This window comes from Schaalia meyeri (genome assembly GCF_900105015.1).
Lineage (GTDB): Bacteria > Actinomycetota > Actinomycetes > Actinomycetales > Actinomycetaceae > Pauljensenia > Pauljensenia meyeri.
Genome location: NZ_FNLK01000012.1, coordinates 67,392 through 89,014 on the forward strand (window position 1 = coordinate 67,392; position 21,623 = coordinate 89,014).

The 21,623-nt window shown below is 67.6% G+C and carries 16 protein-coding genes and 1 pseudogene; 6 read left to right on the forward strand and 11 right to left on the reverse strand.

Features of this window, described 5'->3' with window-relative positions:
* Positions 1-88: 88 nt before the first annotated feature.
* Complete coding sequence (locus tag BLT68_RS05740; protein ID WP_050694331.1) at positions 89-895, forward strand: DsbA family protein; 807 nt, start codon at positions 89-91, stop codon at positions 893-895.
* A gap of 43 nt (positions 896-938) precedes the next feature.
* Positions 939-2,217 (forward strand): annotated as a pseudogene (locus tag BLT68_RS05745) (IS30 family transposase).
* Between the two features lie 108 nt (positions 2,218-2,325).
* Here the strand turns inward: BLT68_RS05745 and groES are convergent.
* Positions 2,326-2,622 carry a co-chaperone GroES gene (groES, locus tag BLT68_RS05750; RefSeq protein ID WP_050694330.1) on the reverse strand — a complete coding sequence of 99 codons (297 nt, stop codon included), beginning with the start codon at positions 2,620-2,622 and terminating at the stop codon, positions 2,326-2,328.
* Positions 2,623-2,867: 245 nt separating this feature from the next.
* On the opposite strand from groES, the gene BLT68_RS05755 reads away from it, so the two are divergent.
* From BLT68_RS05755 to BLT68_RS05770, 4 genes are all read left to right on the forward strand, one after another.
* A complete protein-coding gene (locus BLT68_RS05755; protein ID WP_074633257.1) occupies positions 2,868-4,142 on the forward strand; it encodes a THUMP-like domain-containing protein in 1,275 nt (424 codons plus the stop codon).
* A 31-nt stretch (positions 4,143-4,173) separates the two neighbouring features.
* Positions 4,174-5,343, forward strand: coding sequence for a glutamate--cysteine ligase (locus BLT68_RS05760; RefSeq protein ID WP_050695709.1), 1,170 nt, complete (start codon positions 4,174-4,176; stop codon positions 5,341-5,343).
* 193 nt (positions 5,344-5,536) lie between these two features.
* Positions 5,537-8,170, forward strand: a complete 2,634-nt coding sequence (locus BLT68_RS05765; RefSeq protein ID WP_408641289.1) for a bifunctional lysylphosphatidylglycerol flippase/synthetase MprF — start codon at positions 5,537-5,539, stop codon at positions 8,168-8,170.
* Positions 8,167-9,744, forward strand: coding sequence for an alpha/beta hydrolase (locus BLT68_RS05770; protein WP_050694327.1), 1,578 nt, complete (start codon positions 8,167-8,169; stop codon positions 9,742-9,744). The genes BLT68_RS05765 and BLT68_RS05770 overlap by 4 nt, the downstream gene beginning before the upstream one ends.
* 14 nt (positions 9,745-9,758) lie before the next feature.
* Here the strand turns inward: BLT68_RS05770 and tsaD are convergent, their stop codons facing one another.
* The 10 genes from tsaD to glmS form a co-directional block, all read right to left on the reverse strand.
* Positions 9,759-10,814 carry a tRNA (adenosine(37)-N6)-threonylcarbamoyltransferase complex transferase subunit TsaD gene (gene tsaD / locus BLT68_RS05775; protein WP_050695708.1) on the reverse strand — a complete coding sequence of 352 codons (1,056 nt, stop codon included), beginning with the start codon at positions 10,812-10,814 and terminating at the stop codon, positions 9,759-9,761.
* 261 nt (positions 10,815-11,075) lie between these two features.
* On the reverse strand, positions 11,076-11,819 hold the full coding sequence (locus tag BLT68_RS05780) for a succinate dehydrogenase/fumarate reductase iron-sulfur subunit (protein WP_050694326.1): 744 nt from the start codon (positions 11,817-11,819) through the stop codon (positions 11,076-11,078).
* Positions 11,816-13,795, reverse strand: coding sequence for a fumarate reductase/succinate dehydrogenase flavoprotein subunit (locus BLT68_RS05785; RefSeq protein ID WP_050694325.1), 1,980 nt, complete (start codon positions 13,793-13,795; stop codon positions 11,816-11,818). Before BLT68_RS05785 ends, BLT68_RS05780 begins: the two co-directional genes overlap by 4 nt.
* Before the next feature lie 16 nt (positions 13,796-13,811).
* Positions 13,812-14,525 carry a succinate dehydrogenase cytochrome b subunit gene (locus BLT68_RS05790; protein ID WP_050694324.1) on the reverse strand — a complete coding sequence of 238 codons (714 nt, stop codon included), beginning with the start codon at positions 14,523-14,525 and terminating at the stop codon, positions 13,812-13,814.
* Positions 14,526-14,753: 228 nt separating this feature from the next.
* The gene (gene rimI, locus BLT68_RS05795; protein ID WP_050694323.1) at positions 14,754-15,203 is read right to left on the reverse strand and encodes a ribosomal protein S18-alanine N-acetyltransferase; all 450 of its coding nucleotides are present in this window, start codon (positions 15,201-15,203) and stop codon (positions 14,754-14,756) included.
* Positions 15,200-15,895, reverse strand: coding sequence for a tRNA (adenosine(37)-N6)-threonylcarbamoyltransferase complex dimerization subunit type 1 TsaB (gene tsaB, locus BLT68_RS05800; protein WP_050694322.1), 696 nt, complete (start codon positions 15,893-15,895; stop codon positions 15,200-15,202). Before tsaB ends, rimI begins: the two co-directional genes overlap by 4 nt.
* Before the next feature lie 9 nt (positions 15,896-15,904).
* Positions 15,905-16,534: a tRNA (adenosine(37)-N6)-threonylcarbamoyltransferase complex ATPase subunit type 1 TsaE gene (gene tsaE / locus BLT68_RS05805; RefSeq protein ID WP_074633258.1), complete on the reverse strand. Its 630-nt coding sequence runs from the start codon at positions 16,532-16,534 to the stop codon at positions 15,905-15,907.
* Entirely contained in the window at positions 16,531-17,805 is a 1,275-nt protein-coding gene (alr, locus tag BLT68_RS05810) for an alanine racemase (RefSeq protein WP_050694320.1), read from the reverse strand. The genes tsaE and alr overlap by 4 nt, the downstream gene beginning before the upstream one ends.
* A gap of 32 nt (positions 17,806-17,837) precedes the next feature.
* The gene (locus tag BLT68_RS05815; protein ID WP_074633260.1) at positions 17,838-19,625 is read right to left on the reverse strand and encodes a bifunctional ADP-dependent NAD(P)H-hydrate dehydratase/NAD(P)H-hydrate epimerase; all 1,788 of its coding nucleotides are present in this window, start codon (positions 19,623-19,625) and stop codon (positions 17,838-17,840) included.
* A gap of 81 nt (positions 19,626-19,706) precedes the next feature.
* Entirely contained in the window at positions 19,707-21,620 is a 1,914-nt protein-coding gene (gene glmS, locus BLT68_RS05820; protein ID WP_050694318.1) for a glutamine--fructose-6-phosphate transaminase (isomerizing), read from the reverse strand.
* Positions 21,621-21,623 lie beyond the last annotated feature (3 nt).

Here is a 21,623-nt window from a genome sequence, read left to right on the forward strand (position 1 = left end):
TGCGGCATCGCCACCGCGATGCCGCACCATTTTACTGCCCCTTTTCCATTCGCCCACTCGAACGAACACACGTCCCCTGGGAGAACGCATGACTAGCACCAACACCAACGCACCACAAGACACGCCCGCCGACGATAACCAGACCAACCCGTACAAGATCCTGTTCCTCGTCACCGCTCCCGTCACGGCGATCCTCGCGGGCGCCTGCTTGTGGATGGGGATCCACCTGGCCTCTTCTCCCTCCGAGTCCCCGTCGCCAACCGCGTCCGCAACCACGCAGACGCCGCAGAACGCCGAGACGGCGGCGCCCAGCCAGACCAATCAAAACAACCTGGCGATCATACAATCCTTCATGCGGCACCAGGCCGATGACCCCCAGGCAAAGGGCGACGCCAACGCGCCCGTCACCATGGTCCTCTTCTCCGACTTCGCCTGCCCGTACTGCACGAAGTACGCCCAGGAGGTCGTCCCCGCGCTGGCCGACCTGATCGAGGACGGAACCCTGCGCGTCGAGTGGTACGACCTGGCCCAGATTACCGAGACATCGCCGCTGGCCGCCCAGGCCGGCATCGCGGCCGGGGAACAGGGGAAATTCTGGGAGTTTCACGACGCGGTGTACGCGGCTGCCGACCCGACCGGGCACCCGCAGTACTCCGAGCAAGCCCTGATCGACTTCGCGAAGGCGGCGGGAGTGCCCGACCTGGACAAGTTCCGGGCGACCATGCTCGACGAGCACACCGTCACCAAGGTGACGTCCGCCAAGGAGCGTGCTCACCAGGCCGGCATCACGGGCACCCCCACGATGTTCATCAACAAGGCGTTCATCAGCGGCTACCGCGACGCGTCCTACGTGCGCGCCACGATCCTGGATCAGGCGGCTCAGGCAGCGTCCTGATCCAGGCCGCCGAACGCGGGCGGACTGTAGGTTCTGGTGGTGGTTGCAACGGATCTTGGTGAAGGAGTTCGTTGTGGCTGGTATTGGTCGTGTTTTTCAGGGGGTCGAGTACCCCTCCCGTCGGGAGGCGTGTCAGGCTCGGCATCGGGAGTATGTCCGGGCTCTTGCTGATGGTTTGAACTTCACGCAGGCGGCTCATGCTGTCGGGGTCTCGAAGCGGACGGGCAAGGTCTGGCGTAATGGTCGAACTCGCTCAAGTGGACGGTGTGAGCGAGCAAGCATTGCTCCTCAGGCTCATTGGTACCGTCTGTATATGAAGTGCTAACCTCATCGGGTCAGTAAACGGTTCTTGTCGCTCAAGGAACGCATGCTTATCTTTGGATGGCGCGTCGAGGGGCTCTCTATTCGTGACATTGCTCGACAGTTAGGACGTTCGCCCTCGACTGTGAGCCGGGAGCTGAAGCGTAATGGGATTGCAGCCACGTGCTACAACCCCTACATCGCTCACATGCGAGCAGGCAAGCGTCTCAAACGCCCTAAAGTGCGTAAATGCGCCGATCCTCGCTTGTGGGGCATCATCTGGGACAAGCTTCAGCTCAGATGGAGCCCAGAACAGATTTGCGCATACTTGCGCATGCGTTTCCCGCACAAGTCAGAGCATGAACCCGTGCGTGGAGACGATCTACCAGTCCATCTTCATCCAGGCCAAAGGCACGCTCCGCAAAGAGATCGCTTCCCTCATGCGCCAAGGGCGCGTCCGTAGGCGTCCGGTCGCATACTCTCGCCAGGTACGACCACGATTCAAGGACCCCATGGTGATGATCAGCGAACGGCCCGCCAGTGTGGAAGACCGGGCGCTGCCTGGACACTGGGAAGGTGACTTGATCATCGGAGCCAAAGGGCGATCCGCGGTCGGCACACTCGTGGAACGCTCGACCCGGTACACGCTGCTGCTCTACTTGCCTAATGGACATACAGCTACTGAAGTTCAAGATGCCATCATCGACAAGCTCGCAGACGTGCCCCATTCCTTGCGCCTGTCACTGACCTGGGACCAGGGAAGCGAGCTGGCCCAACATCGCAAGATCGGTTGACAGCTGGGCCTTGACGTGTACTTCTGTGACCCGCACTCACCCTGGCAACGCGGCACCAACGAGAACACGAACGGGCTCCTGCGCCAATACATGCCCAAAGGAACTGATCTGTTACTCCTGACCGAAACGGACCTGGACGCCATCGCCGACCAGCTCAACGACCGCCCCCGCAAAACGCTAAACTGGGACACGCCCAAGCAGCGACTTGAGCTGCTACTCAGGGCATAACATGTGTTGCAACCACCCCTAGAATCTGCCGACTACAGATACGAAGGGGGGGCGGCCCGGAAGGATTCCTTCCGGGCCGCCCCCCCTTCGTCTGTGCGATTGGGGCGATCAGCGCTCCACGACCGCCAGGACGTCGCGCGCGGACAGGATCTGGAACTCCTGGCCGTCGTACTTGACCTCGGTGCCGCCGTAGCGCGAGTAGATGACGGTGTCGCCGACCTGGACGTCGACGGGCACGCGGTTGCCGTTATCGTCAACGCGGCCAGGGCCCACGGCGATAACCTCGCCCTCCTGCGGCTTCTCCTTGGCGGTATCCGGGATGACCAGGCCGGAGGCGGTGGTCTGCTCGGCCTCAACCTGACGGATGACGATGCGGTCCTCGAGGGGCTTGATAGAAATCGACATTTGTCGCTCCCTTTCTCTTTGTCACGAAGGTGCTCGTCCTTTCCCTGCCGTCGCGGGGGTCAGGTGCAGGACCGGTCGCGGGTGTTCCCGCGTTTCCTCTACCAGAGTGTAGGCGCGCTCCTGGCACTCGGGCAACCCGAGTGCCAGGAGCGTTCACCCAGGGCGAGAAGGGGCCGGGGCCGCCCAGTACCTCCGCGCGAAAACCAGAGGACGCCTGGGCCCACCAGAGATGGAACAATGAGCGGGTGAGCACTCTGACACCCGTCCTGTCCTCCCCCGGCTGGGAGCTGCTTGAAACACTCCAGGCCCGCCAGGCCACCCACCCCATTTCGCTGACCGACCTGGGCGGCGCCCTGCGCGCATCCGGCGTGGAGGCGGACCTGGCCGCCGCCGTGCTCACCCAGCTGGCCCTGCGCCAGGCGGCGCGTAAGAAGTTTGGCCCCGTCGCCGCGCACATGGTGTTCACGCGCGACGGGTTGGAGCAGGCGACGCGCCTGGTCGTCGCCGCGCGGCACGCCCAACGGTTTTGCGACGCGGGCGCCAGCAGGGTCGCCGACCTGGGGTGCGGTATCGGAGCGGACGCCCTGGCCATCGCGGGCCTGGGGATGGATGTGCTCGCAGTCGACGTTGATCCCGACGCCGCGCAGGCCGCGGCCGCCAACCTGCGCGATTTCGAGGGGGCGCAGGTGCGCCTCGGGGACGTGATGGACCTGGACATCGCCGAGTTGGCGGCCGAGGGGGTCGACGCCATCTTCGCCGATCCCGCCAGGCGCACGGGCGCATCCCGGGGGTCAGCGCGCATCGCCGACCCAGAGCGTTGGTCCCCTCCCCTGTCCGCTGCCCTCAGGTGGGCGCAGACGATCAGCGCGGTCGGCATCAAGGTCGCGCCCGGCATCGCCTACGACCGCATCCCACCCACCTGGCACGCGCAGTGGGTCAGCGTGGAAGGAAACCTCGTCGAGGCCTCCCTGTGGTCTCCCGCCCTCGCCCCCGAGGGGCCGGGGCGCTCGTGCCTCCTCCTGGACCGGGCCGGGGCCGCCCACCGCCTCTGTTCGCCCGACGGGGAGGAGGCGAACGCGCCGGCAACGCTCGTCGAGGTAGCGCCCCTGGGGGCCATGATCGCGGAGCCGGACCCGGCGGTCATCCGTTCGGGGATGCTCGGTCAGCTCGCCCGGCGCGTCGGCGCCGGCATCGTCTCCGAATCAATTGCCTACCTGACCGGGGACGATCTGCCAAGCAGCCCCTTCTACGACCGATTCGAGGTCCTGGCCGACACAAACCTGCGGGCCAAGGCGATCTCCTCGCAGCTGCGCGCACGCGGGGCGGGCAGCTGCGAGATCAAGAAACGCGGCGCCGACATCGATCCTGACGCCCTGCGCAAATCCCTCAAGCTGAGCGGGGGCGGGCGGCACCTGACCGTCATCGCGACGCGCGTGGGTGGGCGGCACCGCGCGATCATCTGCAAACGGTTGGCCTCACACCTGTCAGGAATCTCTCTGCCGCCGCGCCCGCTCCCCTGACACAATGGAGGCAACCATCGAAAGGAACGACATGTCCTTGCCCTTCGGTTCCTCGAAGCGCTCAACTATCGGCGTCGAGTGGGAGCTCCAGCTCGTAGACCGCGACTCCCACGACCTGCGCCAAAGCGCGGACGCCATCATCGACCGCGCCACGACCGACGGGCAGCTCTACCCCGGCATCCACCGCGAGATGCTGCTCAACACGATCGAGGTGGTCTCCAAGCCACGCGCCACCGTCGCCGAATGCCTCGCCGACCTCACGGAGTGCATCGACTACCTAACGCCCCTGGCCTCCGACCTGCGCATCGACCTGGCTACCGCCGGCACCCACCCCTTCGCGCGCCCCGGCCGCCAGCGCGTCACCGACGCGGCCCGCTACGCGCAGCTGGTCGAACGCACCGCCTACTGGGGACACCAGATGCTGCTGTACGGCGTGCACGTCCACGTCGGCGTCGAAGACCGCACAAAGATCCTGCCCCTCCAGGCCGCCCTGACCGCCCGCCTCGGCCACCTGCAGGCCATCTCCGCTTCCTCCCCGTTCTGGGCGGGCGAAGACACAGGCTACGCCTCCAACCGCGCGATGGTGTTTCAGCAGCTGCCCACCGCGGGCATCCCCCACCAATTCGACACGTGGGCGGATCTGGAGTCCTACACTGACGACATGATCCACACCGGCGTCATCGAGGGATTCGACGAGGTTCGCTGGGACATCCGCCCCTCGCCGGCCTTCGGCACGATCGAGAACCGCGTCTACGACGCCGCCACGAACGCCTTCGAGGTCGGCGTCTTCGCCGCCGTCACCCACGTCCTCGTCGAGTACTTCTCGCGCCTGCTCGACGCCGGCGAGCCCCTGCCCGTCCTGCCGGACTGGTTCGTCGCAGAAAACAAGTGGCGCTCGGCGCGCTACGGCATGGACGCCACCCTGATCGTCTCCCGCGACGGCACCACTGAAAGCGCCCGCGAGGCAGTCGCGCGCCTTGGGGAGGAGCTCGCTCCCATCGCCGCCGACCTCGGTTGTGCGCGCGAGTTCGCCGGCCTGGAGACGATCCTGACGATCGGCGCCTCCTACGAACGCCAACGCGCCGTCGCGGCTGCCGCGCGACCCGGCCAAGGCCTCGACGCTGTCGTGGATCTCATGCGCGCAGAGATGAGTGCCGGACGCCCCCTCGCCCTGGCCGAGTTCGCTACTCTTAACTCCTAGCCCACCCCACCCGCGCCCGCGCCCCAAGGCGACGCAGGCATACGCGACAATCGACACTTTCTCAGAGCCTTTTCAGGCCGCTTACAGAGCAATGTCGTATCCTTAACGCCGGAAAAGAACAAACCCGAGAGGACACCAGACCGTGGCTGAGGAACCGCACGGCTCACAAACACCCGCGCCCAAAGAATCCGTACTGCGCAAATTCGTCACCCCTGTTGACACCACCCTCAGGACGCTGTGGCTTCTCCTGTCCTCGCTGGCGCGACTCACCGTCCGATGGCTATCGCGATGCCCGGCCACAACGATCGTCACGATCGCGCTCACAATCTGCTCCGCCACCTACTGGGTGTGGCGCGACCAGTTCACCACCCTCGAAGCGACCCCCTCCCTGTCCCACTGGTGGTCGATCTTTTCCTCCATCGGCGCGATCCCCGGCAACTTCATCGCCTCCGCGGTACTCGGCATCGTCACCATGATCATCGCCGGTGGCGCGGCGGAACGCCACCTGGGGACGCGGGCGTGGGTGTGCGCCGCCCTGGCCGGACAGGTCATCGGGGTCACCGCGACCTGGCTGACCCTCCCCCTGCTCACAGCCACCTTCTCCATGTGGGGGAAAGCCATCGACGGGGGCACCCTGTGGGGTACCAGCCTCATCCTCGTCGCCCTCGCGGGGGCCGCCGGTGAATCGCTCGGCTCGCGCTGGCGGTGGCGTGCCCGCTTCCTCCTCATCGGCGTGCTGGTCCTCTCCTCCGCCATCCTGGGGTCGGCGATCTCCTACGCGCGAGTCTGGGCGCTCCTGGCGGGAATTCTCGCCGCGCGCCTGGTCGGCGTGCGCGGACCGCGCTCCGACTCCAGCGACGACACCACGATCAGGCGTCAACTTGCTTCCATCGCAGCCCTGTGTTGGGCGTGCGCCGCCGCGCTGACCGTCGTCGCCTCCTCCCAGGAGGGGCCGCTCGCCCAGATGCGCTGGTCGCTGGGACCCGCCTGGTGGCTCGAGGGCCGCACGGGCGTCCTCACGACCCTCCTGTGCCTCATGCCCATCATGCTGCAGGTCATCTTCGCCTACGGCCTGCGTAAAGGCAGGCGCGCCGCGTATTTTGGCACCCTCGCGCTCCAGACCATCCTCGGCCTGTCGACGATCGCCTCCACCGCCGTCGCGCTCCTGGAGAGAGCCGATTCGAACGGGAATCTCCCCCCGGAACTTTTCACGACCGCTTCCTTCCTGCTCGTCCCGGTCATCTTGAACCTGACGCTGTGCGTCATCACGTGGTGGATGCGCCGTTCCTTCACGATTCACGCGCAGCGCTCCACGACCTCTGCCCTGCTGCGGCGCTGGGTGACCCTCATGATCGGCTGCGCGCTCGCGGTCCTCGTGCTCGGCTTCCTAACCAGCGACTCTTTCGTCCCCTTCGATGTTCTCGCCTCCGGAGATGACCTCACCGTCACGGACAACGCCAGCCCGCTGCAGATCTTCCACGACTACCTCCTGGCCCTCCTGCCGACCGCGACCGCATCGATCTTTGAGCCGACCCTGGTTCCCATGACTCTCTTCGCGGAAGCGCCCGTCCTGTGGATCCCGCTCGTCGCCTGGGCGGGCACCCTCGGCATCATGTTGAACGCGCTCCTCACCCGGCCGAGGATTCCCCTGTCCTCCCCGCTCGAGGACCTCGCTTCCCTCGTGCGCACGCACGGGGGCGGCACCCTCGGCTGGATGAGCAACTGGGACGGGAACCTGGTGTGGGTCTCGCCGAACGCAAACGCCGGCGGCGCCTACCGGGGAGCTGGCGGCGTCGCCCTGACCGTCACCGACCTGGCCTACGAACCGGGCAAGGCCTCGGAGGCGATCGCCGAGTTCTCCCGTTTTGCCGCCGCGTCGGGCCTGACCCCGGCCCTCTATTCCATTCACGAGGAGCTCGCGGACGCGGCCCGAGAGGCCGGGTGGACCATCATGCAGGTCGCCGAAGAGTCCCTGCTTGACCTGCCGGGGCTGGCCTTTAGGGGCAAGGTCTACCAGGACGTGCGCACCGCCATGAACCACGCAACCCGCGAGGGCGTCGAGGCCGTGTGGACCACCTGGAATGACTGCCCCGCGGGGTGGAAAGACCAAATCACCGTCATCTCCGACACGTGGAGCGCCGACAAGTCCCTGCCCGAAATGGGCTTCACGCTCGGCGGCGTGCGCGAACTCGCTATCCCCGAGACACGCATCCTCGTCGCGATCGACTCTGAGCACACGATCCACGCCGTCACCTCCTGGCTGCCGATCTACCGCGACGGGCAGGTCATCGGGTTGACCCTGGATGTGATGCGCAGGCGCGCGGACGGCTGGCGCCCCGCCATCGAGTTCCTGATCGGCAAGGCCGCCCTCGCCGCACAGGAGGAGGGGCTCGAGCTCCTCTCGCTCTCCGGCGCGCCCCTGGCCCGCTCGCAGGACGACACCTCGGCCTTCGGACCGCTCACCGACGCCCTGGCCGCCATCATGGAACCCCTCTACGGGTTCGCCTCCCTGCACGCTTTCAAACGCAAGTTCAAGCCGCGCACGCAGCCCCTCTACCTGGCCGTTCCCGGCCCCACGTCGCTGGCCACCGTCGGCATGGCCATCGCGCACGCCTACGTCCCCTCCGTTCGCCCCGCACAGACGCTCACGCTCGTCGCCTCCGTCACCGGAGGCCTCGCCAAGCTCGCCGCCCGAGGGGTGGACGACCTCCGCTCGGCTCGCGCTTCGCAGCGCCAGGAAGCCGCCGCCCCCTCCCACCCCAAGACCACGCGCAACGACGAAGCGACCGCGGCCTCATCGGCAAACGACAAGAAGGAAAAGCAATGAGCTTCCTCGGTTCTATTTCTCTCCTCTCCAACAAGACCCTCGGGGTGGTGTTTGCGCTCACGGTTGTGTCCCTGCTCGCGGGCGCGCTGCTCCTGCCCCGCTTCGTCCCCGCGCGCTGCCCCCGCCGGGTCAAGCGTTGGCTCGGTCGTACTGTCATCATCCTGGTACCCACGCTCCTCTTCACCGCCTCCGGAGCGCTGGTCTTTAACCGTTCCCTCGGGATAGTCAAGACCAGCGGGGACCTCGGCAGGATTATCGCCTCCAGTATCTTTGGCACCCAAAAGGCCACGGGCGGGGAGGCAAAACCCGAGAAGCAGCCCATCGAGGAGTCGCCCGAGCTCAACGCCACCTTCGAGCGGGATGAGAACGGTCTGCTCACCGCCACGTGGACCGGACCCACGAGCGGAATCACCCAGCCCATCCACGTGATCACTCCCCGCGACTATTCGCCCAACGACGGCAAGAGCTACGGGGTCATCGAGCTGCTCCACGGCTACCCCGGCGGTGCCGACGGCATTCTGCAGGGCCTCAACGTCCAAGAAGCGCTGGACAACGCCATCGACTCCGGCCTGATTCCGCCGACGATCGTCGTTGCCCCCTCGCTCAACGTTGATGAAAACGAGCACGATTGCGGCGACTTCAACGGGCGCCCCGCCGTCTTTACCTGGTCCGCGCGGGAGGTTCCCGCCATGATTCGCCACAACTTCCCGGGCACCTCTGCCGACCGCAACGCGTGGATGATCGGCGGGTTCTCCGCCGGCGCCTACTGCGCTGTCTGGACGGCCCTGCGCGCCTCCGACACGTACGGAGCCGCGGCGATGATATCGGGCTACAACACCCAGATCGAAGGGCAGATGAAGAACCAGGGCACCCAGTACCTGGAGGAAAACACCCTGTCCACGATGCTCGCCACGCGTTCGCCCGACGGAATGCGGATCTATGCCATGGCCGCCGCGGACGACGGGGCGGGTGGCGCCGCCGCAGCACTGGCGATGGCTAATTCCGTCAAGGAACCCGACAGCGTTACCACCGACATACCTCCGACCGGCGGGCACGCGGGGCCGCTCTGGAATGAAAAGTTCCCCACCATGCTCGCGTGGTGGGGGTCCTCCGACAACGTTTCCACGGCCCTGGGTGCGACGCCAACCTCCCAGGCCGCGCGCGCGTCCTCCGAGTACGCCTCCATCGTTACCGCGACGACCGTCAAACCCCGATTCCGCCCCTTGGCTCCCAACAGCCTCGGGGCGTTCGCCGTCATGTTCCTGATAGCCCTGGGGTTCGTGGTCATCGCCTGGCGCTGCGCCGGAACGTGGCGATTGGCTCCGAAGGACGAGGACTCCGAGGTGGCCGCGTCCCAATCGCGCTACTGTCGGCCCGCAACGCCGCGCCCCATCGCGGCGCTTCCCCGCCCCGTTGGGGCATGCGTGGCCTATCTGGCCCGGCTGACGTCTCTGGGCCTGGCTGTCACGACGAGCACGGTATTGCTGGGCATCATTTCAAACATCTTCGGGGGCTTTTACACCTCGTGGGGGTCCGTCGCCTTGACCCTCACCAGGACTCTCGGCCGCGGTTAGCTGGCACCAGCCCCTCACGCGCGCGGTGCGACGTACGTCGTCGTGAGCTCCATGCCCGAATCCGGCGAGAAATCCCAATTCGACGGGGGCAGGTCGGCCGCGACCAGCTCCGATCCGATGGCCGCGATCTGTGCGCCGTTGTCCGTGCAAAAGCGCAGCGGGGGCATGCGAAGCTGCACCCCGGCGGCGCGGGCGCGCTCGGCGAGCAGGGAACGCAGCCTCGAGTTGGCAGAGAAGCCGCCGCCCACGACGATCGTGTTGCAGCCCGTGTCCAGGGCGGCGCGCACCGCCTTTGACGTGAGCGAGTCGTTGACGGCCTCGCAGAAGGCGGCGCACACGTCAGCGCTGTCGACCTCCTCGCCGCGCGCCCGCGTTCCCTCGATGTAGCGGGCGACCGCGGTCTTTAATCCCGAGAAGGAAAAGTCGTATCGGTACCGTTCCTTGTCCTTGCCCGCGGCGAGCCCGCGGGGGAAGCGGATCGCGTCGCGGTCACCCTGCTGGGAGAGCCGATCCACGTGGGGGCCGCCCGGATACGGCAAGCCCAGCAGGCGCCCCACCTTGTCGAAGGCTTCGCCCGCCGCGTCGTCCAGCGTCCCTCCCAGCTCGACGACGTCCGTCGCGATGTCCCGGATCTCCAGGATGTTCGAGTGGCCGCCGGAGACGACCAGGCCGATGAAGTGTTCCGGGAGGGGACCGTCGGCCAGCTTGTCCACGGCGAGGTGGCCGATCACGTGGTTCACGCCGTACAGAGGCTTGCCCAGGGAGGAGGCGAGGGCCTTCGCCGCGCAAATCCCGACGGTCAACGATCCGACGAGGCCCGGGCCGGCCGCGACCGCGATCGCGTCGACGTCCGCCAGGGTGACTCCGGCCTCGTCCAGGGCGGCGTCCAGGGTCGGCAGGAACGACTCTAAGTGCGCGCGCGACGCGATCTCGGGGATGATGCCGCCGTAGCGCGCATACTCGTCCATCGACGTCGCCGTGCGGTCGACGAGCAGGCGTGTGCCGCGCACCAGGCCGACGCCCGTCTCGTCGCACGTTGACTCAATACCAAGGACCAGGGGTTCGCTCACGCGCACTAGTCTATGCCGCAACGATGCGAGGCGCGCCCGCGAGTGCGATCACCGCTGCCGCGGGCCTATCGTCGCATCTTGCGTGGGGCGCGCCGATAGCGCGTTGGTTCCGACACCACCGATTCCACCCCCCACGCTGCCCCTCAGACAACGAACTACCCCGATACATGAAACTCCCCGGAAGAAGGAACTGACAACCTCAGTCCAACTTCCGGGGAGCACGTCACTGGCACGCCGGGCCCGTCGTGCCGCTTCAGCCGGTCACACGCCCTTGAAGGCGGCCTTTCCGAGCTGGCGGTTCAGGTGTGCGATCACATCAAGCGGGATCTCCTTCGGGCAGACCGCGGCACACTCGCCGATGTTCGAGCAGGAGCCGAAGCCCTCCTCGTCCATCTGGTTGAGCATGGCGACCACGCGCCTGTAGTTCTCGGGTTTGCCCTGGGGCAGCAGGCCGAGGTGCGTGACCTTCGCCGAGGTGAACAGCATGGCCGACGCGTTCGGGCAGGCCGCCACGCACGCGCCGCAACCGATGCAGGCGGCGGCTTCGAACGCGCGTTCCGCGTCCTGCTTGGGAACCGGGGTCGCGTGCGCGTCGGGGGCCGCACCCGTGTTCACGGAGATGTAGCCGCCCGCCTGGATGATGCGATCCAGGGCGCCGCGGTTGACCACCAGGTCCTTGATGATCGGGAAGCCTTCCGCGCGCCACGGTTCGATCGTGATGACGTCGCCATCGCTAAAGGAACGCATGTGCAGCTGGCAGGTCGTGGTGACCTCCGGGCCGTGAGCGATACCGTTGATGACGATGCCGCACTGGCCGCAGATGCCCTCGCGACAGTCGGAGTCGAAGGCGATGGGTTCCTCGCCGCGCGCGAAGAGCTCTTCGTTCAAGACGTCGAGCATCTCCAGGAACGAGGACTCTTCCGAGATTCCCTTCACCTGGTATTCATGAATTGCGCCTTTGTCGTCAGGACCGTTTTGGCGCCAGATCCTCAGTGTCAGGTTCACTTGTAGCTCCGCTGCTTCAGCTCGATGTCGTTGTAAATCAGGTCTTCCTTGTGGAGGATCGGGGGCTGGCCGTCGCCGGCAAACTCCCAGGCCGCCACGTACAGGAACTTATCGTCGTGACGCAGCGCCTCGCCCTCGGGAGTCTGGGACTCCGCGCGGAAGTGGCCGCCGCACGATTCTTCGCGGTGCAGGGCGTCGATGCACATGAGCTCGCCCAGCTCCATGAAGTCGGCCACGCGGCCGGCCTTCTCGAGGGACTGGTTGAGTTCGCCGATCGACTTGCCGGGAACGCGAACGTTCTTCCAGTAGTCGGCGCGCAGCTGACGAATCATGCCGATGGCCTTCTTCAGGCCGTCCTCGGTGCGCTCCATGCCGCAGTACTCCCACATGATCTTGCCCAGCTCCTTGTGGAAGGAATCCACGGAGCGGGTGCCACCCACCGACATGAGGGTGTCGATGCGGCCCTGAGCCGAATCGAAGGCTTCCTTCACGGAGGGCGATTCTTCGTCCAGCTCGGGCAGGTGGAAGCAGTGCGCGAGGTAGTCGTTGATCGTGTTGGGCAGGACGAAGTATCCGTCCGACAGCCCCTGCATGAGCGCCGAGGCGCCCAGGCGGTTGGCGCCGTGGTCGGAGAAGTTCGCCTCGCCGGTCACGTACAGGCCCGGCAGGTTTGATTCCAGGTCGTAGTCCACCCACAGGCCACCCATCGTGTAGTGGACGGCCGGGTAGATGCGCATGGGCACTTCGTAGGGGTTGTCGCCCGTGATGCGCTCGTACATGTCGAAGAGGTTGCCGTACTTGGCGGACACGGCCGCGCGCCCCATGCGGGAGATGGCCTCGGAGAAGTCGAGGTAGACGCCGCGGGCGACCCCGTCGATCTTCGGGCCAACCCCGCGTCCCTCGTCGCACATGTTCTTGGCCTGACGGCTGGCGATGTCGCGGGGCACGAGGTTACCGAACGAGGGGTAGATGCGCTCCAGGTAGTAGTCGCGATCCTCCTCGGGGATGTCGCGCGGATCCTTCTCGCAGTCCTCGGCCTTCTTGGGCACCCAGATGCGGCCATCGTTACGCAGCGACTCGCTCATCAGGGTCAGCTTGGACTGCTGATCGCCGTGCTGGGGGATGCACGTCGGGTGAATCTGGGTGAAGCAGGGGTTACCGAAGTACGCGCCCTTGCGGTAGGCGCGCCAGATGGCGGTGCCGTTGCAGCCCATCGCGTTCGTGGACAAGAAGAACACGTTTCCGTAGCCGCCGGTGGCCAGGACGACCGCGTCAGCGATGTGGGTGCGCAGCTGGCCGGTGGACATGTCGCGCGAGATGATGCCGCGCGCCTTGCCCTCATCGACGATGAGCTCGATCATCTCGTGGCGGGCGTACTCTGTGACGGTTCCGGCCGCGACCTGGCGCTCAAGCGCCTGGTAGGCGCCGATCAGCAGCTGCTGGCCGGTCTGGCCGCGGGCGTAGAAGGTACGCGACACCTGCACGCCACCGAAGGAGCGGTTGTCCAGCAGGCCGCCGTACTCGCGGGCGAAGGGGACGCCCTGCGCGACGCACTGGTCGATGATGTTCGCGCTGACCTCGGCCAGACGGTAGACGTTGTCCTCGCGGGCACGGTAGTCGCCGCCCTTCACCGTGTCGTAAAAGAGACGGTAGACGGAGTCGTTGTCGTTGCGATAGTTTTTCGCGGCGTTGATGCCGCCCTGCGCGGCGATGGAGTGCGCGCGACGGGCGGAATCCTGGTAGAAGAAGCAGTCGACGTTGTAGCCCATTTCGCCCAGGGACGCGGCGGCGGCGCCGCCGGCCAGGCCGGAGCCGACGATGATGACGCGCAGCTTGCGGCGGTTCGCGGGGTTGACCAGCGCGGCGGTGAACTTACGCTGCTCCCAGCGTCGGTCGATCGGGACGTCGTGGGGGGCCTTGGCGTCGGCGATCTTTTCGCCTTCGCGGTACAGGCCGTGGATGAGTGAGTCGGTCATGATTGAGTGCCCTTCCTCAGTGGATCAAGCCGATGGCGATGGCGGCGGGCGGAGCCAGGAACATCACGAAGATGACCAGGCCGACCAGGCCCGAGAGGATAACCAGGGGCTGGCGGGTCGCGGGGCGCACCCAGCCGAGCGACTGGAACATGGACCAGAAGCCGTGGGAGACGTGGATGCAGGCGCAACCGACGAACACGGCGTAGAGGATCACGAGGACCGGGGACTGGAAGGCGGCGATCATGCGAGCGTAGGGCTCGGTCACGTCGGGGCCGAAGTTAGCGACGCGCGCGGGCAGGTTCGCGGTCGTAAAGTGCGCGATGTGGAAGACGATGCCCAGGATCAAAATGATGCCGGAGGTGCGCATCGTGCGGGCCGCGTAGGAATCCGTGACGGACTTCTTGACGACGTAGCGGGTGCGGCGGGCGCGGCGCGAGCGCTTCCACGTGTAAGCGGCGGCGTAGAGGTGAAGGACCAGCATGAGCGCCATCGCGGCCCTGAAAACCCAGATGAAGCCGCCGTGCGGGAAGATTGGAACAAAAGCCTCGCTGTGCAACCAGTGCGCGTAGTCGTTATAGACCTGCTCGCCCAGGAACATCTTGAGGTTGCCGTACGAATGGAACAGCAAGAAGAAAACGAATACGAAGCCCGACACCGCCATCAGCTGCTTGATAAAAACGCTGGTGGTCCACGCGCGGCGCTTCTTCGTTGCGACATTTTGAGTGGCCATGGTCCGAGCATATCGGTGCATCTCCCGCCATTCGTAGGACCATGGCGCAGCCCCGTGGAGCGGCGGTGGCAACGCGCCGTAACTTTCCGCTATTTTCCGCGGTTCTCGCGGGCGTGTTTGCCCGCGATTGCGGGGAATACTACCGGGATCATCGCCCTCGTTAAAGGGCCTGAGAAAGCCGATTTTTGATACACCGACGATTCCTATTTGGTGTTCGTCGCCGCTCCTTCAGGTCAGGGGCGCCCTCATTTCGATGGCCTCTTCGACGGGGTTGCGGAAGTATCGGGGTCTGCGCCCGATCTCGACGAATCCTCGCGACTCATACAGCGCGATGGCCGCGCGGTTAGATGGGCGCACGTCCAGGAACATTTCGACGGCGCCCGCGTCGGCGGCACGCCCCATGAGCGTATCCAAAAGCGCGGCGCCCACGCCACGGCCTCGAGAATCCGGATGAACCCCGATCGTCATGACATCTGCTTGGTCTGCGCCGACCCTGACGCCCGCGTAGCCGAGAGGCGTTCCATCCTCGCCCACGGCAACCCAGTAGCGCGAGACCGGCGAGGAAAGTTCCTGGGAAATCATAAGGGGGCTCCACGGGTCCTCCGGGAAGGTCACGGCCTCGAGGCTGATGATCGCCTCCAGGTCGGACGGTTCCGCGATGCGCAGGTTGGTGCTCATAGGCGCTTCGTGGGCTGTCCCTGGATGTCGGGGCGACGCAGGTAGAGGGGCTCCGCAACCAGGCCCTCCTCGTCCCCCGACGCCAGCCTGGTCGCCACGATGCGGCTCATGACGGCCGGGTCGAGGCTCACCTGGGGACCGAGGTCCGCGCGCGCCAGCGCGTCGGCACTGTGCGCGGGGAGCTGCGCCCCCGCGACGACGAGGCCGGGGGCGGCGCGCATGGCGGCCAGGAGGGCGCTCACGTTCCCCACCTCGAGACGCCCTTCGAGGGTTACGTCGTCGGGGCCGGCGGCCACGTACGAACCCCAGTAGAGTTCGCGGCGACGCGCGTCGGCGATCGCGTAGATGCGCACGTCGGGCGGCAGCAGATCCAGGCCCTGGCGGGCGATGACGTCGAGGGCGGACACGCCGTACGCGGGCACGGCGGCGACTAAGGCCAGGGCGCGGGCCGAGACCAGCCCGGCGCGCAGGCCCGTGAAGGGAGCGGGGCCGGTGCCGACCAGGATCCGGTCGATGCCGGCGTCCTTCAGCACGGTGGGCAGCCCGGCTTCCGTGAGCGCCTCGCGCACGAGCGGGATGATCGATTCAGCGTGGTGGCGCCCCGAGTCGTTGCGGGCGCGGGCGGTGACGCGACCGTCGTCCAGGACGGCGACGGTGGTGGATGCTTGGGTATCCAGGGCTATCTCTCGCACGGTGCGATCCTACTCGCCGGGACCCACATCGTCGCTGTCAGCCAGGCGGGCGGGCTGCGGGTCGGCGGGGCTGGCCTCGGGACGGTCGATGCGCCTGCCCCCATGGGCCGCGACGATCCCGTCCAGCACGCCGTCCCAGCGCCTCCCGTGTGCGTGCAGGACGATGCTGCGCGTCCCATCATCCATGTGTTCCAGGTCGATGACCTGCCCCTCCCGGGTAACGTCGCCGCCCTGGCTGCGCCGCACGTCGATGGTGAGGCGCTGGGGGCTCATGGCTTCCGTTTTGCCTTCGCCCCATTCGACGACCACGACGCACTGGTCCAGGCAGGAGTCGAGATCCAGGGTCTCCAGGTCGTCCAGATCCGTGATGCGGTAGGCGTCGGCGTGGATCAGGTCGGGGCCCGCGCCGAGCGAGGGGTGGACTCGGGCGACGATGAATGTCGGTGAGGCGACGCGGCCGCGCACTCCCATGCCCGCGCCGATGCCCTGCGTGAGGGTCGTCTTTCCCGCGCCGAGGCCGCCCGAGAGCATGACGAGGTCGCCGGCGCGCAGGACGCGCCCGAGGTCTTCGCCGAGCGCGCGCGTCCGGTCGGCGCCGGTCGTGCGAACCTCGAACGAGGCGGCTGGTCGATCGGTCATGCGCGTTCCTCCCGCCCGTTGCGTTGACGTGACCGGTCCCGATACTCGCGGGGAATGTGCGCACCCAGGCGGGTCACGATCTCGTAGTTGATGGTGTCGGCTGCGCTCGCCCATTCGTCGGCGAGCGGTTCTCCGTCGTCCCCGTTTCCAAACAGTGTCGCGATGTCACCAACCGATGCGGGCGCCACCCCGCTGCGCGACGCGGGCCACCCAGCGTTCCCCGGGGCGCTCCCGAGGTCGACCACGAACTGGTCCATGCACACGCGCCCGACGATGGGGGCGCTGAGGGTGCCGGAAGCCGTGCGGACGAGGATGCGCGCCCGGTTGGAGGCCGCGCGCAGGATTCCGTCGCCGTAGCCCAGGGGGATCAGGCCGATCCAGCGGCGCGTGGGCGCCACCCAAGTTCCCCCGTACGAGGCGGGGGTGCCTTCCTCGATCACCTTGACCAGGGTGAGGGGCGCGCGCAGGGCGAGGGCGGGGATCAGCCCCAGGTTGGCCGCGGTGGCAACCGCCGGGTCGGGGCTGAGCCCGTACATGCCGATGCCGACGCGGACCATGTCGTAGTGGGTTTCGGGGTGCCACAGGACGCCGGAGGTGGCGGCCAGGTGGCGAATGCGCGGGCGGACCCCGGCGTCGCGCAGGATCGCCAGGCCCTCCTCGAAGACGCGCACGTGGTTCGCGGTCGAGGCGTTTCCCGCTTCGCTGGGGTCGTCGGCGCGGGACAGGTGGCTCCAGGCTCCCACGATGTCCACGAGGCCTCGGTCGGCGGCCTCCCTCAATTCCGAGGCCAGGGCGGGTAAGTCCGCGAGGGTTGCACCCGCACGGGACATGCCCGTGTCGATCTTGACGTGCACGCGGGCTGGCCTCCCAACCGTGCGGGCGGCCGCACAGATGTCGGCCAGGCCCGACCTCCACGACACGGAGAGGTCGATGTCCGCCTTCATGGCCGCGGAAAAGTCGCAGGAGGAGGGGGTAATCCACGCGAGGATCGGCGCATCGGCGCGGTCGATCCCGGCCCGGTCCAGGCCGTCCCGCAGGGCGAAGGCCTCCGCCAGCTGGGCGACGCCCAGCCAGTTAGCGCCCGCGGCCAGCGCGGCGCGGGCGACGGGAATGAGGCCGTGCCCGTAGGCGTTCGCTTTGACGGTGGCGAGCTGGAGCGCACCGGGGGCGGCGGCCCTCAGCACGCCCAGGTTGTGCCGGATGGCGGCCAAGTCAACGGTCGCGCACGACGGGTAGCCCCGCCCCTCGCCTCGTTCGTCCGTGGAAGTCACTCCCCTAGTATCGCACGCCGCTCCCGCGCCGCTTACCGGTCCGCCGACGGGCGGGTGAGCGCGCGGCCCGACAGGACGGCCGGGATCGCGTCGGCGATGTCGCGCGCCTGGATGGGGGCACGTCCCGCGTAGCGTTCGGCCGAGACCGCTGCCGCGCGGGCGTGGAGCCACACGGGCGCGCACAGGCGCGCGGGCGTGACCCGCTGGGGATTCCCACCCATTCCCCGCCGTGATTGTGCATCCGCGACCGGGCGGGCCAGGACGCCGGCAATGAGTCCGGCCAGCACGTCTCCGCTTCCGGCGACGCCCGCCCACGAGGTGGTCGGCCCCGTCACCGCCGACTCGCACACGCGACAAAAGTCACCGGCGGCCGGCCTCTCGCCATCACCCCGGCCGTCACCGGGAGCCCGCCCAGGCGCTTCTTCCCTCGCCCTATCGACGTCCCTGAAGGAGTACACGATCGTGACGGGTCCCTTGAGGACGACGTGACAGCCCGTGGCCTCGTGGAGGGCACGGGCGTAGCGCAGCGGATGTGCGGCCACTTCCGTCCGGGTCATGGGGGCGCCGAGCAGGCCGAGCAGGCGCGCGGCCTCCCCGTAATGTGGGGTGAGCACCGTTTCTTCAGGCGTGATGGCGTTCGCCAGCTCTAGGAGGAGATCGAGCGCACCCGCGTCGATGACGAGCGGCATGCTCGCCTGTCCGCAAAAGCGCGCCAGTTCGAGCGCGTCCTCGCGGCGCTCCTCGTCCAGGCCGGGTCCGATGAGGGCCGCCTGGATGCGTCCCCCCACCGTGACGACGCCCGGCTGGTCGGCCAGCACCAGGTCCTGGACGCGCCTCGTGGAGTTGAGCCGGACCATGCCGACGCCCGCGGCCAACGCGCCGCGGGTCGCGAGCAGGCCGGCGCCGGGGTAGGTGTCCGATCCTGCGACGAGGCCGACCACGCCGCGCGCGTACTTGTCGTCGGCGAAACCGGGGATGGGGACGGCGCTCCCTGCCAACGCTTCCCCGTCGTAGCGGTACAGGTCGCCCGCGCCCACCGCCCCGCCTCGCTCGCTGGGATCGCCGCTCTCCCAGTCCATCGAAATGAGGCTCGTCTCGCCGCAGAACGCGGCGGCGGGAGGCAGGATCTGGGCGCGCTTGTACGCGCCCACCGCCAGCGTGTGCGTGGCCCGCACGATGGGCCCTTGCACCTGCCCCTCATCATCGGTCAGCCCGGAGGGGACGTCGATTGCGACGATCGGGCGCATTCTCTCGCGGGACAGCTCGTTCAGGTGTTCCACCGAGTCCGCGACCTGGCCTGCAAGCGGACCCCTCGCGCCGATCCCTACGATGCCGTCGATCCACGCGGCCGCCCGGCGAATGCCGACCCACTCGCTCTCGCCTTCGATGGCGCGCAGCGAGCGCCCCCGCAGGTCCACGATGCGCACGCCCGCCTCCCGTGCGGCCGCGAGCGCGCGCTCATGGCACCTGCGTTTTAACAGGAAGGCTGTCGCGCCGATTCCCCGGCGTGCCAGGAGCGCGCACGCGTACAGGGCGTCCCCGCCGCCTTCGCCTCCGCCGACGAAGGCGGCCACTCCCCCCGGCACGTGCGAGAGTCTGTCGGCGTTACCGCCGTCATTCGCCTCGTCGGTTCCTAAGTGGATGCCAACGCCCATCCGGCGCCGTGCGAACGCCAGCGACCGCACCGCGTGGGCGACGCCCTGGGCGACCTGACGCATGTAGCGGTCGGGGTCGCCGTCCGCTTGCGCATCATCGACGTACTTCTTTTCCATGGCCCGCGCCTGCGCGAAGGACAGGGCGCGACCGCCGAGCGTAAACATGCGCCAATTGTGACACGGACGCGCCCGCCCGGGTGCCCATCGTGCGCGGTGGGGTGGGGCGATGCGCCCTGCGGTCTGCTGTTACTCGACCGTCACGGACTTCGCCAGGTTCCGGGGCTGGTCGACGTCCAGGCCCTTGACGGAGGCGAGCTCGCACGCGAAGATCTGCAGCGGCACGACGGTCAGGAGCGGCGCGTACAGGGTGGGCGCGACCGGGACGCGGAAGACGACCTCGGCGAACTCGTTGACGGAGGCATCCCCCTCCTCGGCAACGATGATCGTGCGCGCGCCGCGCGCGCGGACCTCGGCGATGTTGGCCAGGACCTTCCCGTGCAGCTCGGGGCGCCTGGGGGTCGGGACGATGACGATGACCGGCTGGCCCTCGTCGACCAGGGCGATGGGTCCGTGCTTGAGCTCTCCGGCAGCGAATCCCTCGGCGTGGATGTAGCAGATTTCCTTGAGCTTGAGCGCGCCTTCGAGGGCGACGGGGAATCCGACGTGGCGGCCCAGGTAGATGACGGAGGTCACGTCCCCCATGGTGCGCGCGAGCCGCCTGACGCTTTCCCCGTCTTGGAGGACCCGTGAGATGGCGCCGGGGATGCGCGCGAGCTTGTCCATGTAGTCGGCGATCTCCTCGGCGTACTTGTTGCCGCGCACCTGCGCCAGGTACAGGCCCAGGATGTAGCAGGCGGCCACCTGGGCGGTGAAGGCCTTGGTCGAGGCGACGGCGATTTCGGGTCCGGCGTGCGTGAGGATCACGGCGTCGGACTCGCGCGAGATCGTCGAGCCGGGAGTGTTCACGATGGCGACCACCTTCGCCCCCTGTTCGCGGGCGTGGCGGATCGCCTGAATGGTGTCCATGGTTTCGCCGCTCTGTGAGATGGCGACGACCAGGGTCTTCTCTCCGATGACGGGGTCGCGGTAGCGGAACTCGCTGGACAGCTCGACCTCGACGGGGATACGGCACCAGTGCTCGATGGCGTAGCGGGCGACCTGCCCCGCGTAGGATGCCGTGCCGCACCCGATCATGATGACCTTGTCGACGGAGCGGAGCACGTGCTCGGGGATGCGCACCTCGTCCAGGGCGAGGTGGCCGTGAGAGTCGATGCGATCGGCCAGCGTGGCGCCCACCGCCTGGGGCTGCTCGTGGATCTCTTTGTCCATGAAGGTGGGCCACCCGTTCTTGGTGACGTGGTCGGAGGCGAAATCGACCTCGTATTCCTTGGGTTCCACGGGGGTTCCGTCGGGGTCGATAACGGTGACGTCGGTCGCGGAAACGACGACGATCTGGTCCTGGTCGACCTCGACGGCGCACCTGGTGTACTCCACGAAGGCTATCGCGTCGGAGCCCAGGAAGTTTTCTCCGTCCCCCAGTCCGACGACCAGGGGCGAGGAGCGGCGCGCCGCGACGATGACGTTCGGAGACTGGTCGCTCAGTGCCAGGAGGGTGAAGGTGCCGTGGAGCTGGTCGGTGACCGCCCGCATGGCGACGACCATTCGGCGGGCCACGTCCTCGTCGGTGCCGCTCAGACCGGCGATGGCGCCACGGTAGGCGGACGGGTCGGCCTGGGCGTAAGCGCGGGCGATCATGTGGGCGACTACCTCGGTATCCGTTTCGGAGGAGAAGCTCTCGCCGTCGGCGATCAGCTGGGCACGCAGGGCGTCCGCGTTTTCGATGATGCCGTTATGGACCAGCGCGATGCGCCCATCGGGGCTGGTGTGGGGGTGCGCGTTGGCCACCGTGGGACGCCCGTGGGTGGCCCAGCGGGTGTGCCCGATCCCCGCGTGCGCGACGGCGGGCACCTCGGCGTCCAGTTCCTCCGTCAGGTTAACGAGCTTGCCGACCGCTCGACGCACGTAGAGGCGATCGCCCATCGCCAGGGCAATACCCGCCGAGTCGTAGCCGCGATACTCCAGGCGCGCCAGCCCGCCCAGCACGACCTCTCGGCTGCGCTGGGAGGCCTTGCATGCAATATGTCCAACGATTCCGCACATGCC

What these genes read in the sequence shown, in the direction of transcription:
- BLT68_RS05760 (WP_050695709.1), top strand. Translation starts at nt 4,174, where the DNA reads ATGTCCTTGCCCTTCGGTTCCTCGAAGCGCTCAACTATCGGCGTCGAG.
- BLT68_RS05740 (WP_050694331.1), top strand. Translation starts at nt 89, where the DNA reads ATGACTAGCACCAACACCAACGCACCACAAGACACGCCCGCCGACGAT.
- tsaE (WP_074633258.1), bottom strand. Translation starts at nt 16,534, where the DNA reads ATGACCGATCGACCAGCCGCCTCGTTCGAGGTTCGCACGACCGGCGCC.
- rimI (WP_050694323.1), bottom strand. Translation starts at nt 15,203, where the DNA reads ATGAGCACCAACCTGCGCATCGCGGAACCGTCCGACCTGGAGGCGATC.
- glmS (WP_050694318.1), bottom strand. Translation starts at nt 21,620, where the DNA reads ATGTGCGGAATCGTTGGACATATTGCATGCAAGGCCTCCCAGCGCAGC.
- BLT68_RS05785 (WP_050694325.1), bottom strand. Translation starts at nt 13,795, where the DNA reads ATGACCGACTCACTCATCCACGGCCTGTACCGCGAAGGCGAAAAGATC.
- BLT68_RS05790 (WP_050694324.1), bottom strand. Translation starts at nt 14,525, where the DNA reads ATGGCCACTCAAAATGTCGCAACGAAGAAGCGCCGCGCGTGGACCACC.
- BLT68_RS05770 (WP_050694327.1), top strand. Translation starts at nt 8,167, where the DNA reads ATGAGCTTCCTCGGTTCTATTTCTCTCCTCTCCAACAAGACCCTCGGG.
- BLT68_RS05815 (WP_074633260.1), bottom strand. Translation starts at nt 19,625, where the DNA reads ATGTTTACGCTCGGCGGTCGCGCCCTGTCCTTCGCGCAGGCGCGGGCC.
- groES (WP_050694330.1), bottom strand. Translation starts at nt 2,622, where the DNA reads ATGTCGATTTCTATCAAGCCCCTCGAGGACCGCATCGTCATCCGTCAG.